At 71.4% G+C, this 16,093-nt stretch carries 12 protein-coding genes and 2 pseudogenes; 13 read left to right on the top strand and 1 reads right to left on the bottom strand.

What is annotated here, in order from left to right:
• Positions 1-126: 126 nt before the first annotated feature.
• The 6 genes and pseudogenes from RM812_RS35570 to RM812_RS35545 form a co-directional block, all read left to right on the top strand.
• A pseudogene (locus tag RM812_RS35570) lies at positions 127-456 on the top strand (ATPase, T2SS/T4P/T4SS family); the annotation flags it as partial.
• The gene (locus RM812_RS35565) at positions 453-1,328 is read left to right on the top strand and encodes a type II secretion system F family protein (RefSeq protein WP_311582857.1); all 876 of its coding nucleotides are present in this window, start codon (positions 453-455) and stop codon (positions 1,326-1,328) included. The pseudogene RM812_RS35570 and the gene RM812_RS35565, both read left to right, overlap by 4 nt.
• Positions 1,325-2,122, top strand: coding sequence for a type II secretion system F family protein (locus RM812_RS35560; protein ID WP_311582854.1), 798 nt, complete (start codon positions 1,325-1,327; stop codon positions 2,120-2,122). The genes RM812_RS35565 and RM812_RS35560 overlap by 4 nt, the downstream gene beginning before the upstream one ends.
• An 88-nt stretch (positions 2,123-2,210) precedes the next feature.
• Positions 2,211-2,438, top strand: a complete 228-nt coding sequence (locus tag RM812_RS35555; protein WP_311582850.1) for a DUF4244 domain-containing protein — start codon at positions 2,211-2,213, stop codon at positions 2,436-2,438.
• A complete protein-coding gene (locus RM812_RS35550; protein WP_311582847.1) occupies positions 2,425-2,841 on the top strand; it encodes a TadE family type IV pilus minor pilin in 417 nt (138 codons plus the stop codon). Before RM812_RS35555 ends, RM812_RS35550 begins: the two co-directional genes overlap by 14 nt.
• Before the next feature lie 437 nt (positions 2,842-3,278).
• A pseudogene (locus tag RM812_RS35545) lies at positions 3,279-3,635 on the top strand (Rv3654c family TadE-like protein); the annotation flags it as partial.
• Positions 3,636-3,717: 82 nt separating this feature from the next.
• On the opposite strand, the gene RM812_RS35540 reads toward RM812_RS35545, so the two are convergent.
• The gene (locus RM812_RS35540; protein ID WP_311582843.1) at positions 3,718-6,324 is read right to left on the bottom strand and encodes a DEAD/DEAH box helicase; all 2,607 of its coding nucleotides are present in this window, start codon (positions 6,322-6,324) and stop codon (positions 3,718-3,720) included.
• Between the two features lie 82 nt (positions 6,325-6,406).
• Here RM812_RS35540 and bldG point away from each other — a divergent pair, with 82 nt between their 5' ends.
• The 7 genes from bldG (at position 6,407) to topA (ending at position 15,941) form a co-directional block, all read left to right on the top strand.
• Entirely contained in the window at positions 6,407-6,748 is a 342-nt protein-coding gene (gene bldG / locus RM812_RS35535) for an anti-sigma factor antagonist BldG (RefSeq protein WP_003975386.1), read from the top strand.
• A 123-nt stretch (positions 6,749-6,871) separates the two neighbouring features.
• On the top strand, positions 6,872-7,303 hold the full coding sequence (locus tag RM812_RS35530; protein WP_311582805.1) for an ATP-binding protein: 432 nt from the start codon (positions 6,872-6,874) through the stop codon (positions 7,301-7,303).
• A gap of 328 nt (positions 7,304-7,631) precedes the next feature.
• Positions 7,632-10,037 (top strand): sodium-translocating pyrophosphatase, encoded by a 2,406-nt coding sequence (locus RM812_RS35525; protein ID WP_311582803.1) that lies wholly within the window; start codon positions 7,632-7,634, stop codon positions 10,035-10,037.
• A 262-nt stretch (positions 10,038-10,299) separates the two neighbouring features.
• Positions 10,300-10,890 carry a small secreted protein gene (locus RM812_RS35520; protein WP_311582800.1) on the top strand — a complete coding sequence of 197 codons (591 nt, stop codon included), beginning with the start codon at positions 10,300-10,302 and terminating at the stop codon, positions 10,888-10,890.
• 46 nt (positions 10,891-10,936) lie between these two features.
• Positions 10,937-12,454: a DUF7059 domain-containing protein gene (locus RM812_RS35515; RefSeq protein ID WP_311582798.1), complete on the top strand. Its 1,518-nt coding sequence runs from the start codon at positions 10,937-10,939 to the stop codon at positions 12,452-12,454.
• Between the two features lie 178 nt (positions 12,455-12,632).
• Positions 12,633-12,830, top strand: coding sequence for a hypothetical protein (locus tag RM812_RS35510; RefSeq protein WP_311582795.1), 198 nt, complete (start codon positions 12,633-12,635; stop codon positions 12,828-12,830).
• 270 nt (positions 12,831-13,100) lie between these two features.
• Positions 13,101-15,941: a type I DNA topoisomerase gene (gene topA / locus RM812_RS35505; RefSeq protein ID WP_311582792.1), complete on the top strand. Its 2,841-nt coding sequence runs from the start codon at positions 13,101-13,103 to the stop codon at positions 15,939-15,941.
• Positions 15,942-16,093 lie beyond the last annotated feature (152 nt).

Raw genomic sequence — 16,093 nt, 5'->3', positions numbered from 1 at the left:
GAGAGGTGCTCATGAACTAATGCTGAGATCACCCTGGCACCCGTCAGACACTCGTGAACGCTAGTTGACAGAACTTTACAGAGCTGACCGGGACGGGACATGGCGGTCATCGCCTAGTTCAGAGAAGGGACGGTGCACGCCAATGCCGCCGCCGATGTACCGGCCCGGCTGGAAGCGCTCGGTACGGCCGCCGGGCTGGATCGGGCCGCCCTGCACAGCCAGCTCGCCGCGGCCCTGTCGGTCGTCCTGCACCTGGTCCGCGACCGGGCCGGACGGCGCCGGATCGCCGAGGTGCACGTACTGGAAAGGGACCCGTCGGGGCTGGTGCGTACGGTGCCGGCGCTGCGGTGGGGCGCGGAGGCCTTCGTGGCCGAGCGCGGCTGGGAGCGGTTGCGGGAGCTGCTGCGCGGTGACGGGTTCGAATCGCGAGCCGTTGGACGGGAGGCGCACAGGTGACGGCTGCGGGCGGGCTGGCGACGGGCGTGGCCCTCGCGTGTCTGGGAGTGGCGGCGTGGTCGGCCGGGAGCGGGTGGCACTCCGGGGTGCGGCGGGCGCGGCTGGTGCTCGCCGACGGTGGGGCGGTCGGGACCGGGCCGCCCACGGCGCGCCGGGTGATGGACGGCCTGCGGCGTGTCCGGGGGCGGCTGAGGGCCGAGTGGTGGTCGCTGGCGGCCGGGCTGGCCTTGGCGGTGCCGGCGGACTCGGCGCTGCCCGTCGTCGCGGGGGTGGCCGGAGTACCACTGCTGCGGCGGACGCGGCTGGCCGGCCGGGCGAGGAGGGCCCGAGAGTGTCGCCAGGACGCGGTGATCACCCTGTGCGGGGCGCTCGCCGGGGAGGTGAGGGCAGGGCGACAACCGGGCGAGGCGCTGCTGTGCGCCGCGCACGACTCCGCAGGGCTCGGTGAGGCGCGGGCGGCGGTGCTGGCGGCGGCCCGGTTCGGCGGGGACGTGCCGGGGGCGCTCGCGGCCGCGGCACGGCAACCGGGGGCTGACGGGCTGCGGGGCCTCGCGGCCTGTTGGCGGGTCGCCGTCGACCAGGGCGCCGGACTCGCGGCCGGGCTCGACCGGCTGGAGGGCGCCCTGCGCGCCGAACGGGACCAGCGCTCCGACCTGCGCGCGCAGTTGGCGGGCGCCCGCGCCACGGCGGTGATGCTCGCCGGCCTGCCGGCCCTGGGGCTCCTGCTCGGCATCGCCCTAGGTTCCGACCCCGTGCACGTGCTGTTGCACACCGGAGCAGGGCTCGGCTGCCTACTGGCCGGTGTAGTTCTGGAGGGCCTCGGCATGTGGTGGGTGACGCGGATCGTGCGGGGAGCGGAGGCGGCGTCGTGAACGGGGACGTCGTCCACAGGCTGGGGGCGCTGCTGGGGACGGCACTGGTCGCCGGGTGGCTGGCGCGCAGGGTCGGATCCGTCCGGCGGGAGCGGGTGGTACGCAGGCGGCTCACCGGACTGCTGGCCCCGGAGCCGGAGCGTGTCGTACCGCGACGGGCCGAGGCACTGGGCGCCGTCCGCGGATGGCTGCCCCTGGTGGGCACGGTGGGTGCCGGCTGGGCCTTGGTCGGGGGTGTGGCCGGTGTTGTGGTGGGGTTCCTGTTCGCGGCCGGGTTGTGGCATTGGCAGGCGCGGCGGACGGCCGCCGGTGCGGCAGGGGCGAAGACCCGTGCCGCGGAAGCCACCCGCCAACTGCCGTTGGCAGCCGACCTGCTGGCGGCCTGCATCGCGGCGGGCGCCGGTCCGGTGGAGGCGGCCCAGGCGGTGGGTGATGCCCTCGGAGGGCCCGTCGGAGACGCGCTGGGGCGGGGCGCCGCGGAGGTCAGGCTGGGCGGTGAACCCGGAGGCGCCTGGCGCGGGTTGGCCGAGATTCCGGGTGCCGAGCCCCTGGCGCGGCTGCTGGAACGGGCCGACGTGACCGGTCTGCCCGCGGCCGGCCCGGTCGCCCGACTCGCCACGCAGGCCCGTGCCGACTGGGCGCGCACCGCGACGGCGAGGGCCCGCCGGGCGGCCGTCATGGTCACCGCACCGGTGGGGCTGTGCTTCCTGCCCGCGTTCATCGCGGTGGGCGTACTGCCGGTGGTCATCGGACTCGCCGGTGGGGTGCTGGGAGAGGGAGGAGGTGGTGGCTGACGGAACGGGACTGTCCGGTGCGGAGCCGGAGCGTAAGTGACCGACGGCGAGCGAGTGAGCAACGGGAACGAACCTTACGGGGGTTGTGATGTATCAGGCGGTACGGGCACGGATGTGTGCCTTGGTGTGCGGCGCACGTGCGGCGCGGCGGAGGCTGTCCAAGCGGAGGGACGCGGGAATGGTCACCTCCGAGTACGCGATGGGGATCGTCGCGGCGGTGGCGTTCGCCGTGGTCCTCTACAAGGTGGTGACGAGCGGGGCGGTCAGCGCGGAGCTGCAGGGCATCGTGAAGCGGGCACTCGATGCGCGGATGTGAGCGGGCAGCGGGGACGGAAGCAGCTCGCAAGGGCCCCGGCGGCCGTTCTGCCGGTGCCTCCGACAGGGGGTTCGTGACGGCGGAGACGGCCGTGGTGCTGCCGGTGCTGGTGTTGTTCGCGATGGCGCTGGTGTGGTGCCTGCTCCTGGTGGCCGATCAGATCCAGTGCGTGGACGCGGCTCGGACGGGCGCCCGCGCGGCTGCCCGTCAGGATCCGGCCGACCAGGTCGTCGAGGTCGCCCAGGAGGCGGCGCCGCGCGGTGCACGGGTCACGGTCAGCCGGGAGCCGGGCCAGGTCCGTGTGGTCGTGGTGGCCAGGCGGTCGGCGTTGCACGGGCTGCCGTTCGAGGTGCGGGAGGAGGCCGTGGCTTCGGTGGAGCAGGCGGTGGGGGCGGAGCCATGAGGCGCGGTCTCACGTTCCGGGCGGTGACCGGTCGGGGTCGCGATTGCGACGGGGGTTCCGGTCCCGACGGGGGTTCCGTCTCCAACCGGCTTTCCGGTGCCTACCGGGCCTCCTGGCCCTACCTGGGGCGCGGCCTCTACCGGAAGAGCAGCTCCAACCGGGCCTCCGCCTCCGTGCGGGGCTGGACCTCCGGCGGTGGCTGGAACTCCGAGCGAGGCTCCGGCACTGTCGAGGGCGCCTGCTCCGGCCCTCCCTCCGGTCCCGAACGGGCCGCCGACCTTGACCGGGCCGCCGACCTCGCCCAGGCCGCCGACCACCCCCAGGGCTGCGATCCAGCCCATGTATCCGGTCCCGGCCAAGCCGCGGGTCCCGGCCAGGTCTCCGGCCCCACTCAGGGCTCCGGCCCCGACCGGGCCCCGGGTTCTGTCCGGGGTCCCGGCTCCGACCGAGGGTCGGCCACGGTCTGGAGCGTCGGTGCCATCGCCGTGCTGTGCGTGGTGTTCGGCATCGTGCTGGCCCTGGGCCAGGCCGTCGTGGCCCGGCATCGCGCGGCCGGCGGCGCCGATCTGGCGGCGCTCGCGGCGGCGGACCACTGGGCACAGGGCGGTACGGCTGCCTGTGCGTGGGCGGACCGGATCGCACATGCCCAGGGGACGCGGCTCGTACGGTGCGTGCTCACCGGCCAGGTCTCGGACGTGACCGCGGCGTCGGGTCGGGGGCCGTTCACGGCGGAGGTCCGGGCGCGGGCCGGCCCGGCGACGGACGCACCCGCGGCCGAGGCCCCGACGCCATGAGCGCCGTCGGCGCGGCCGAGATCCCTTCGGCGGGGCTCACGGCCGGGGTCTCGCAGGCGGGGCTCACGGCGGAGGTCCCGTTCTACCCCGCCTCCGTACCCGCAGCGGGTCCCCTCTCCGGCTCTGTCCCTGCCTCTGCCTCTGCCTCTGGAGGGGAGCCTGTCTCCGCCCTTGTCGCTGCAGGGTGGCCCGGCTCCGCCACTGCCTCCGCAGCGGAGCCTGTCCGGGCCTCCGCCTCCGCCTCCGCCGCGCCCCGCAGCAGGACCGTGAGCAGGCGTACGGCCCCCCGTTTGTGCAGTGGTTCGTTGCCGTTGCCGCACTTGGGGGACTGGATGCAGGACGGGCAACCGGCATCGCACTCGCAGGAGGCGATGGCCTCCCGGGTGGCCGTGAGCCAGTCACGGGCGGTGTGGAAGGCGCGCTCGGCGAAGCCCGCGCCGCCGGGGTGGCCGTCGTACACGAAGACCGTCGGCAGCAGCGTGTCCGGGTGCAGGGGGACGGACACGCCGCCGATGTCCCAGCGGTCGCAGGTCGCGAACAGGGGCAGCATGCCGATCGAGGCGTGCTCGGCGGCGTGCAGGGCACCGCCGAGGATCTCCGGGTTGATCCGGGCCGCGTCCAGCTGGTCCTCGGTGACCGTCCACCACACCGCGCGCGTGCGCAGCGTCCGAGGAGGGAGGTCGAGCTTCGTCTCACCCAGGACCTCGCCGGTGATCAGGCGCCGGCGCAGAAAGGAGACCACTTGGTTGGTGACCTCGACGGAGCCGTAACACAGGCGCCCGTCACCCCACGGGACCTCGGTGTCGGTCTCCAGCACCGAGATCGCCGTCGTGTCGCGGGCGACCGTCGAGTAGGACGGGGTGGCCTGCTCGACCAGCGCGACGGAGTCCTCCAGGTCCAGGGAGCGAACGAGGTACGTGCGCCCCTGGTGGAGGTGGACGGCCCCCTCGTGGACGGTCGTGTGGGCGGCACCGGCGTCCACCGTTCCCAGCAGTCGGCCGGTCCCGGCCTCGACGACCTGGACCGGCCGTCCGCCCTCCCCGCGGATGTCGGTCAGGTCGGCGGCACGCTCACGGCGCGTCCAGTGCCAGGCCCGGGTCCGCCGGCGCAGCAGCTTGGCCGCTTCCAGCTGGGGCAGCAGCTCCTCGCAAGCGGGGCCGAAGAGCTTCAGGTCGTCCTCCGTCAGAGGCAGCTCGGCCGCTGCCGCGCACAGGTGGGGAGCGAGGACGTACGGGTTGTCGGGGTCGAGGACCGTGGACTCCACGGGCTGGTCGAAGAGAGCCTCCGGGTGGTGGACGAGGAAGGTGTCCAGCGGGTCGTCCCGAGCGACCAGCACCGCCAGCGCCCCCTGCCCGGACCGGCCCGCCCGCCCGGCCTGCTGCCACAGCGACGCTCGCGTGCCCGGGTAGCCGGCGATGACCACGGCGTCCAGGCCGGAGATGTCGAGGCCGAGTTCGAGGGCGTTCGTCGCCGCCAGGCCGAGGAGCTCGCCGGAGTGCAGGGCGCGTTCCAGGGCGCGGCGCTCCTCGGGGAGGTAGCCGCCGCGGTACGCCGCCACGCGGCGGGACAGTGAACGGTCGACCTCGGCCAGGCGTTCCTGGGCGATCACCGAGATCAGCTCGGCGCCGCGCCGGGAGCGTACGAAGGTGATCGAACGCATGCCCTGGACGGTGAGGTCGGTGAGCAGGTCGGCGGCCTCGGCGGTGGCGGTGCGGCGGACCGGGGCGCCCTTCTCGCCCTCCAGCTCGGTCAGCGGGGGCTCCCAGAGGGCGAACACCAGTTCACCGCGCGGGGAGGCGTCGTCGGCGACCTCCACCACCGGCAGCCCGGTGAGCCGGCGGGCCGCCACCGACGGCTCGGCGGCGGTGGCGGAGGCGAGCAGGAACACCGGCGACGCGCCGTAGCGGGCGCACAGCCGGCGCAACCTGCGCAGCACCTGGGCGACATGCGAGCCGAAGACGCCGCGGTAGGTGTGGCACTCGTCGACGACGACGTACTTCAGCGACTTCAGGAAGGAGGACCAGCGGGGGTGGGACGGAAGGATGCCGCGGTGCAGCATGTCCGGGTTGGTCAGGACGTAGGTGCCGTACTGGCGGATCCACTCGCGTTCCTCGAACGGTGTGTCGCCGTCGTACACCGCAGCCCGAACGGACGTGCCGAGAGGTTGTGAAAGTTCCTTCACAGACCGGCACTGGTCGGCGGCCAGCGCCTTGGTCGGCGCCAGGTAGAGGGCGGTGGCTCCCCGCCCGTTCGGGACCTCGGAGCCGTCCAGGAGCGTCGACAGCACGGGCACCAGGTACGCCAGGGACTTGCCGGACGCGGTGCCGGTGGCGACGACCACGGAGTCGCCGTCCAGGGCGTGCTCGGCCGCGCGTGCCTGGTGGGCCCAGAGGTGTTCGATGCCTGCGGCCTGCACCGCGGCGACGACCTCCGGGCGGATCCGGTCCGGCCAGACGGCATGACGGCCCGCACGCGGGGGCAAGTGCTCCGTATGAGTGATGCGCGCAGCCCGGCTCGGTCCCGCGGCGAGCCGGTCCAGGACCATGCCTGGTCCGGGCCGGGAGCCGGGCTCCGCCGGGGGTCGATCGGATCGGTGATTCTTGGCCATCGGCACCGAGTCTGTCACTGGCGTGACGGACAATGGGACCAAGGCGTCGTGCACGCCTGCCGGTAAGTGATTGAATGCCATCGCGGCTGGCGAACCGTCCTGGGAGCTTCAAGCCGAGGTGTCCCGAGGGACGACCGCTCGATAGCAAGGTGCTGGAGGATCCGTGGACCTGTCCCTGTCGACCCGTACCGTCGGCGATCGTACGGTCGTCGAGGTCGGTGGCGAAATTGACGTATACACCGCGCCCAAGCTGCGTGAGCAGCTGGTCGAGCTCGTGAACGACGGGAGTTTCCACCTCGTCGTCGACATGGAGGGCGTGGACTTCCTCGACTCCACCGGGCTCGGCGTGCTGGTCGGCGGACTGAAGCGGGTGCGTGCCCATGAGGGCTCGCTGCGCCTGGTCTGCAACCAGGAGCGCATTCTCAAGATCTTCCGTATCACCGGCCTCACCAAGGTGTTCCCCATTCACACCTCGGTCGAGGAAGCGGTGGCGGCCACCGACTGACGACCGGCCCCGGGCCCTTGGCCCTGGGCCGCAGTAGAGCAAGGGGGTCCGGGCTGTCGGCGGCCCGGGCCTTCGACAGCACGCCCGAAGTCGACAGCACGCCCGTAGTACCGAGGGGGATGCATGGCCACCGTTGAACTCCGCTTCAGCGCGCTGCCCGAGCATGTCCGCACCGCCCGTCTGGTGGCGGCCGCGGTGGCACGCAGAGCCGGAGTGGACGAGGCCGTCCTCGACGAGGTCAGGCTCGCCGTCGGCGAGGCCTGTACCCGGGCTGTGGGCCTGCATCAGCACGTCGGCATCACGGCGCCGGTCACGGTCTCGCTGATCGAGGAGGAGAAGCAGTTCTCCATTGAGGTCGGCGACGAGGCGCCGCACGCGGTACCGGGGGCCGGAGCCCCGGACGCCGCCGTCGATGACCTGGAGGCCGAGGAGGACGAGATGGGCCTCGCGGTCATCAGCGGACTCGTCGACGACGTGGAGGTCACGGCCGGCGAGGACGGCGGACTGATCCGCATGACCTGGCCGATCGCACCGGCGGTGCTGCCGCCGGTCTGACCACCGCTCCCGACACCTGAAGTCTCACGGAAGTCACCCGAAGGGCCCTACCTCGTAGGGCCCTTCGTCATGTGCGGAAGACGAGGTCCACGCATACAGTGGTGCCGTGCGGGCGTTAAGTGAATTCATTCACGATCAATCGCGCGAATAAATGGATCACGGCAGCCTGAAGTCACGTGATCGCCATTAACGCCGGAAGGGCATTACTACTTCAGGGTCCCGTGCGGTTGACAGGCAATTCCATTTTGCCGTGCACTGTTTTGATCGGGTTCCGGTACCTACAATCCCGTCCACATCTTGAGCTCAGCCCAAGCGTCAAGGAGGACGAATGGCGGAGCTTTTCACCCCTCATCAGTTGGGCGAATCCTCGTCCCTCGCGGCCGCCGTGCTGACTGACGGGAACCGCGCCCTGGTCGCGGTCATCGCGGTCGTCGCGCTGGCCGCGCTGGTCCTCGCGGGTGTCCTGGTGCGCCAGGTACTCGCGGCGGGCGAGGGAACCGACAGCATGAAGAAGATCGCGGCGGCCGTCCAGGAAGGCGCGAACGCCTATCTGGCCCGACAGCTTCGCACGCTCGGCGTATTCGCCGTCGTCGTGTTCTTTCTGCTCATGCTGCTGCCTGCGGACGACTGGAATCAACGGGCCGGACGTTCGGTGTTCTTCCTGATCGGCGCGGCGTTCTCGGCGGCCACCGGCTATATCGGCATGTGGCTCGCCGTGCGCAGCAATGTGCGCGTCGCCGCTGCGGCGCGGGAAGCGACACCCGCTCCGGGCGAACCGGAAAAGGATCTCACTCTCGTATCGCACAAAGCGACGAAGATCGCGTTTCGTACGGGCGGCGTGGTCGGCATGTTCACGGTGGGGCTCGGCCTGCTGGGCGCCTGCTGCGTGGTGCTGGTGTACGCGGCCGACGCGCCGAAGGTCCTGGAGGGCTTCGGCCTCGGCGCCGCGCTGATCGCGATGTTCATGCGGGTCGGCGGCGGCATCTTCACCAAGGCCGCCGACGTCGGCGCCGACCTGGTCGGCAAGGTCGAGCAGGGCATTCCGGAGGACGATCCGCGCAATGCCGCGACCATCGCCGACAACGTGGGCGACAACGTCGGCGACTGCGCGGGCATGGCGGCCGACCTCTTCGAGTCGTACGCCGTGACCCTGGTGGCCGCGCTGATCCTCGGGAAGGTGGCCTTCGGCGATGCCGGACTGGCGTTCCCGCTGCTGGTGCCGGCGATCGGCGTGATCACCGCCATGATCGGCATCTTCGCGGTGGCGCCCCGGCGCTCGGACCGCAGCGGCATGAGCGCGATCAACCGGGGTTTCTTCATCTCCGCGGTGATCTCACTGGTGCTGGTGGCGGTGGCCGTCTTCGTCTACCTGCCCGGGAAGTACTCCGACCTCGACGGCGTCACCGACGCGGCGATCGCGGGCCGGGACGGCGACCCGCGGATCCTCGCGCTCGTCGCGGTGGCGATCGGCATCGTGCTCGCCGCCCTGATCCAGCAACTCACCGGCTACTTCACCGAGACCACCCGACGTCCCGTCAGGGACATCGGCAGGACCTCGCTCACCGGCCCCGCCACCGTCGTCCTCGCCGGCATCGCCATCGGCCTCGAATCGGCCGTCTACACCGCCCTGCTGATCGGTCTCGGCGTCTACGGGGCCTTCCTGCTGGGCGGCACGTCGATCATGCTGGCGCTGTTCGCGGTGGCACTGGCCGGCACCGGCCTGCTCACCACGGTCGGTGTGATCGTCGCCATGGACACCTTCGGGCCGGTCTCCGACAACGCCCAGGGCATCGCCGAGATGTCCGGCGACGTCGAGGGCGCCGGCGCCCAGGTGCTCACCAACCTGGACGCGGTCGGCAACACCACCAAGGCCATCACCAAGGGCATCGCGATCGCCACCGCCGTCCTGGCGGCCGCGGCCTTGTTCGGTTCGTACCGCGACGCCATCACCACCGGCGCTGCGGACGTGGGCGAGAAACTCAGCGGCGACGGCGCCCCGATGAGCCTGATGATGGACATCTCGCAGCCCAACAACCTCGTCGGGCTGATCGCGGGCGCTGCGGTCGTCTTCCTCTTCTCGGGACTGGCGATCAACGCGGTGTCGCGGTCGGCGGGCGCGGTGGTCTTCGAGGTGCGGCGGCAGTTCCGCGAAAAGCCCGGGATCATGGACTACAGCGAGAAACCGGAGTACGGCAAGGTCGTCGACATCTGCACCAGGGACGCCCTGCGAGAACTCGCCACGCCCGGACTGCTCGCCGTGATGGCACCCATCTTCATCGGCTTCACGCTCGGCGTGGGCGCGCTCGGCGCCTTCCTCGCGGGCGCGATCGGCGCGGGCACACTGATGGCGGTGTTCCTCGCCAACTCCGGTGGCGCCTGGGACAACGCCAAGAAGCTCGTCGAGGACGGCAACCACGGCGGCAAGGGCAGCGACGCCCACGAGGCCACCGTCATCGGCGACACGGTCGGCGACCCCTTCAAGGACACCGCCGGACCGGCGATCAACCCGCTGCTGAAGGTCATGAACCTGGTGGCCCTGCTCATCGCGCCGGCGGTCATCAAGTTCTCCTACGGCCCCGACAAGAGCATCGGCGTGCGGGTGCTGGTGGCCGTCGTCGCGTTCGTCGTCATCGCCGCGGCCGTCTACGTCTCCAAACGGCGCGGGATCGCCGTCGGTGACGAGGGCAACACCGATCAGGAGCCCAAGTCGGCGGACCCGGCGGTGGTTTCGTAGTCCGCCCCCGAGGAGTTCCGTTCAAGTCCGGTACGAGGCCCGCACGAGTCCGGTGCGAGTCCCGTAGGAGTCCGGTGCGAGTGCCGGTTCAACGAGCGGGCGGACGGCGCGTGGTGACGCGGCGTCCGCCCGTGCCGTGCATGTGCGCGCCCCTCACCGTGAGCCTTCTCTCTCTTGGTGCAAATGGCTTCAATACGGTCTTAACGGATGTTCGTCCTGCGGATGTCCCCCATCCGGCGTGTATGTTCCGGGGCCGAGAGCCATGGAAGGGACCAATCCGGTGAACAAGAAGCTCGCGGTCGCACTGTCCGGCGGTGCGGTACTGGTACTGGCGCTGACGGGATGCGGCAGCAGCGACGACAACGACAAGCTGGACTCCTGGGCGAAGGAGGTCTGCGACGCGGTGCAGCCGCAGGCCAAGAAGATCGCGGCGGCCAACGCGGCCATCCAGAAGGAGACCTCGGACAACAGCACGCCGGCAGAGGTCCAGAAGACCGACGCTCAGGCGTTCCAGGACATGTCCGACGCCTACAAGGCGATGGGCGGCGCAGTCCAGAGGGCCGGGGCCCCCGACGTCGACGACGGTGAGAAGAAGCAGAAGGACGCGGTCAGCGAGCTCAACGGCCTCTCCTCGTCGTACGCATCCCTGAGGAAGCAGGTGGAGGCCCTCGACACCAAGGACCAGGCGAAGTTCGCCGACGGCCTCAAGGGCATCGCCACCGAGCTGAACAAGCTCAGCAAGAGCGGCAGCAACGCGCTGAAGGCCCTGGAGGAGGGCGACGTCGGCCAGGCGATGGCCAAGCAGGACAGCTGCAAGTCGGCCTCGGCGACGCCGTCGGCCACGACCGGCTGACCTGCGCCGCACGAGCGCGGGGCGGGGTGCGGGCCACAATGGGGGTGTGAGTAACGCCAGCCTGTCCCCCCTGCCCTTCGCCGACCGTCCCGACCTCACCGCCCGGCTGCGGGACGCCCTGCTCGGGGCCTCCTTCACCGCCGACGGACTGCTGGAGCTGCTCGGCGCCCCCGCCTACGCGGCGCTGTCGCGGAGCGAGACCGTGCCCGCGCTCCGGGCCACCCGCGGCGACACGCCGTTGGAGCTGCTCGTTCGGCTCTTCCTGCTCCAGCAACCCGTGCTCCACGCGCGCGTGGCGGACGTGCTGCCCGTCGACGCCTGCCTGGACGGCGGGTGGCTCGTCGGCGTCGGCAACGACGAGGTGGCGGCGACCGTGGACGTACGGCCGTACAGCGGGCCCGGCGGCGAGGACTGGTTCATCGTCTCCGACCTGGGCTGCGCGGTCGGCGGCGCCGGCGGCATCGGCAACCGCGCCGAGGGCGTCGTCCTCGGCGTCGGCGGCGCGTCCATGACGCTGGCCGGCCTCACCGTGCGGACGCCCGTCTCCGCCGCCCTCGACCTCGGTACCGGCTCCGGCATCCAGGCGCTGCACGCCGCGGTGCACAACACACGCGTGACGGCCACCGACGTGAACCCGCGCGCGCTGCACATCACCTCGCTCACGCTCGCCCTCTCCGGGGCCCGGCCGGCCGATCTGCGCGAGGGCTCGCTCTACGAGCCGATCGACGACGGCGAGACGTACGACCTGATCGTGTCCAACCCGCCGTTCGTGATCTCCCCGGGGGCCCGCCTCACCTACCGCGACGGCGGGATGGGCGGGGACGATCTGTGCCGCTCGCTCGTCCAGCAGACGGGGGAGCGCCTGAACGAGGGCGGGTTCGCGCACTTCCTCGCCAACTGGCAGCACGTGGAGGGGGAGGACTGGACGGACCGGCTGCGCTCCTGGGTGCCGCGCGGCTGCGACGCCTGGATCGTGCAGCGCGAGGTGCAGGACGTCACGCAGTACGCCGAGCTGTGGCTCAGGGACGCGGGCGACCACCGCGGTGACACGGCGGAGTACCAGGCGCGGTACGACGCGTGGCTGGACGAGTTCGAGGCGCGCAAGGTCCGGGCCGTGGGCTTCGGCTGGATCACGCTGCGCAGGACCGGGGCCGCCGAGCCGTCGATCACGGCCGAGGAATGGCCGCACCCGATCGAGCAGCCGCTCGGCGAGACCGTGCGGGCCCACTTCGACCGCGTCGACTATCTGCGCGCGCACGACGACGCCGCCCTGCTCGAGGCACATTTCCTGCTCGCCCCCGAGGTCGTCCAGGAGCAGGTCGGGCTGCCCGGCGCCGAGGACCCGGAGCACGTCGTCCTGCGCCAGAACCGCGGCATGCGCCGGGCCACCCGGGTCGACACGGTCGGTGCCGGTTTCGCGGGCGTCTGCGACGGCAGCATGAGCGCGGGCCGCATTCTGGACGCCATCGCCCAGCTGGTGGGCGAGGACCCGGTGGCGTTGCGCGACCGTACGCCCGCGCAGATCCGGCTGCTGGTGGAGCAGGGTTTCCTCGAACCGGCGTAGCGACGCGTCGCCGGCCCAGGGCCTGTCCGACAGGCCCTGATGGCCGTGGGCAGGGAACGAGCCACGAGCGGGGGCCGTCGGCCCTCCGTTCACCTCGGGTTCGCCCACCCGCCGCCCGCGCGTGACAGCCTCCCCGAAGCTGGGTACTCGCGGGCTGGAGAAAAGGGGCACGGGGACCATGGAGAGCGGGCCGGCGATCTTCGCGGGATTGGTGTTCGCCCTGTTCGGGGCCGGGCTGCTGGTGTGGACCACGACCCGGGTCCGGCACGGCCGGCCCGTCGCGCACGGTGTGAGCCCCGTCGCATCGGCGACCGCCGCGAGCGTCGCCGGACTGGTGGCGCTCGCCCTCGGGGCATGGTGCCTGACGCGCCTGTGAGGGACTGGTTCCGGACGTCGGCCACACCCCCGTCCACGTAATCGGTAGGTCGCGCTCCGGATACGGGCATCGAGACTGATGGACACTCCGGGCGGCAGGAACAGGGTTCGTCGGGTTACCGTTCGAGTGGCCGTTGCGGGCTTTTCCCGTTTGACACGGGGGCGGGAGGTACCGTCACACTCCGCAGCGTCAGGACCGAAAAGCAGTGCCACCCGACCCCGGGACCACCGCCTGGGGAGGCCCCAGCGTCGACCGGAGAGAAGAGCGAAGTTGTCCCCGACCAGCGAGACCGCGAAGGGCGGCCGCCGACTCGTCATCGTCGAGTCGCCTGCCAAGGCGAAGACGATCAAGGGCTATCTCGGCCCTGGCTACGTCGTCGAGGCGAGCGTCGGGCACATTCGCGACCTTCCCAACGGCGCCGCGGAGGTGCCCGAGAAGTACACCGGCGAGGTCCGCCGCCTCGGTGTGGACGTCGAACACGACTTCCAGCCCGTCTATGTGGTCAACGCCGACAAAAAGGCGCAGGTCAGGAAGCTCAAGGACCTGTTGAAGGACTCCGACGAGCTCTTCCTCGCCACCGATGAGGACCGCGAGGGCGAGGCCATCGCCTGGCACCTCCAGGAAGTCCTCAAGCCGAAGATCCCGGTCAAGCGCATGGTGTTCCACGAGATCACCAAGGACGCGATCCGGGCGGCCGTGGCCAACCCGCGCCAGCTCAACCAGAAGCTCGTCGACGCCCAGGAGACCCGCCGCATCCTCGACCGTCTCTACGGTTACGAGGTCTCGCCGGTGCTGTGGAAGAAGGTCATGCCGCGCCTGTCGGCCGGCCGTGTCCAGTCCGTCGCGACCCGGCTCGTGGTCGAGCGGGAACGCGAGCGCATGGCGTTCCGTTCCGCCGAGTACTGGGACCTGACGGGCACCTTCGCGACCGGCCGCGCGGGGGACCAGTCGGACCCGTCGTCGCTGGTCGCCCGCCTGGGGACCGTCGACGGCCGGCGGGTCGCGCAGGGCCGCGACTTCGACTCCCTGGGGCAGCTCAAGAGCGCGAACACCCTCCATCTCGACGAGGCGAACGCCCGCGCGCTCGCCGCCGCCCTCCAGGACACGCGGTTCGCGGTCCGCTCCGTCGAGTCCAAGCCGTACCGCCGCTCGCCGTACGCCCCGTTCCGTACGACGACGCTGCAGCAGGAGGCCAGCCGCAAGCTCGGCTTCGGCGCCAAGGCGACCATGCAGATCGCCCAGAAGCTGTACGAGAACGGCTACATCACCTACATGCGTACGGACTCGACGACCCTGAGCGACACGGCGATCACCGCCGCCCGCGCCCAGGTCACGCAGCTGTACGGCGCCGACTACCTCCCGGCGCAGCCGCGGACGTACGCCGGCAAGGTCAAGAACGCGCAGGAGGCGCACGAGGCGATCCGTCCCTCGGGCGACCGCTTCCGGACCCCGGCCGAGACGGGTCTCACCGGCGACCAGTTCAAGCTCTACGAGCTGATCTGGAAGCGGACCGTCGCCTCCCAGATGAAGGACGCGATCGGCAACAGCGTCACGGTGAAGATCGGCGGCGCCGCCTCCGACGGCCGGGACGTCGAATTCAGCGCGTCCGGCAAGACGATCACCTTCCACGGCTTCCTCAAGGCGTACGTCGAGGGTGCCGACGACCCGAACGCCGAGCTGGACGACCGTGAGCGCCGACTGCCGCAGGTCACCGAGGGCGACGCGCTGACGGCCGAGGAGATGACGGTCGACGGCCACGCCACCAAGCCCCCGGCCCGCTACACCGAGGCGTCGCTGGTCAAGGAGCTGGAGGAACGCGAGATCGGCCGCCCGTCGACGTACGCGTCGATCATCGGCACGATCCTGGACCGCGGCTACGTGTTCAAGAAGGGCACGGCACTCGTCCCGTCCTTCCTGTCCTTCGCCGTCGTCAACCTCCTGGAGAAGCACTTCGGGCGGCTCGTCGACTACGACTTCACCGCCAAGATGGAGGACGACCTCGACGCCATCGCCCGTGGCGAGGCGCAGGCCGTGCCGTGGCTGCGGCGGTTCTACTTCGGTGAGGGCGCGGGCCACGGCGGGGCCGCCGACGCAGGCAACGGCGACGGGGACCACCTCGGCGGCCTCAAGGAACTGGTGACCGACCTCGGCGCGATCGACGCGCGCGAGGTGTCGTCCTTCCCCGTCGGCAACGACATCGTGCTGCGCGTCGGACGCTACGGCCCCTACGTCGAGCGCGGCGAGAAGGACTCCGAGAACCACCAGCGCGCCGATGTCCCGGAGGACCTGGCGCCCGACGAGCTCTCCGTCGAGCTGGCCGAGGAACTGCTCGCCAAGCCGAGCGGTGACTTCGAGCTGGGCACCGACCCGGGTACCGGCCACACCATCGTCGCCAAGGACGGCCGCTACGGCCCCTACGTCACCGAGGTGCTCCCGGAGGGCACCCCGAAGACCGGCAAGAACGCCGTGAAGCCGCGGACGGCCTCCCTGTTCAAGTCGATGGCGCTGGACACGGTCACCCTGGACGACGCCCTGAAGCTCATGTCGCTGCCGCGTGTCGTCGGTACCGATGCGGAGGGCGTCGAGATCACCGCGCAGAACGGCCGCTACGGCCCGTACCTGAAGAAGGGCACGGACTCGCGGTCCCTCCAGTCCGAGGAGCAGCTCTTCACGATCACGCTGGAGGAGGCGCTGGCGATCTACGCCCAGCCCAAGCAGCGTGGCCGGGCCGCGGCCAAGCCGCCGCTGAAGGAGCTGGGCACCGACCCGGTCAGCGAGAAGCCGGTCGTCGTCAAGGACGGCCGCTTCGGCCCGTACGTCACCGACGGCGAGACCAACGCGACCCTGCGCTCCGGCGACAGCGTCGAGGAGATCACGCCGGAGCGCGGCTACGAGCTGCTCGCCGAGAAGCGCGCCAAGGGCCCCGCCAAGAAGACGGCGAAGAAGGCTCCGGCCAAGAAGGCCCCGGCGAAGAAGGCGACGGCGAAGAAGACCACCGCCAAGAAGACGACGGCGGCGAAGACGACGGCCGCCAAGAAGACCGCAGCCACGAGCGCGGCGAAGAAGACGGCCACGAAGAAGGCGACCGCGTCGAAGACGTCGGAGGACTGAGCCCGGCGATGCGCTCGGACCACTGAGCACCTCGCCGCACCTCTGAGCGCCCTCGACCTCCGAGCGCCCCACTCGCTCTTCGCGAAACGAACGCCCCGGCATCATTTCGGTGTCGGGGCGCGCGTACGTTCGGCCGGGCACGCCGGACTGTC

Source organism: Streptomyces lancefieldiae, assembly GCF_031845825.1.
In the GTDB taxonomy this organism is placed as follows: Bacteria; Actinomycetota; Actinomycetes; order Streptomycetales; family Streptomycetaceae; genus Streptomyces; species Streptomyces lancefieldiae.
This window is presented reverse-complemented; position numbering and strand designations above follow the sequence as displayed.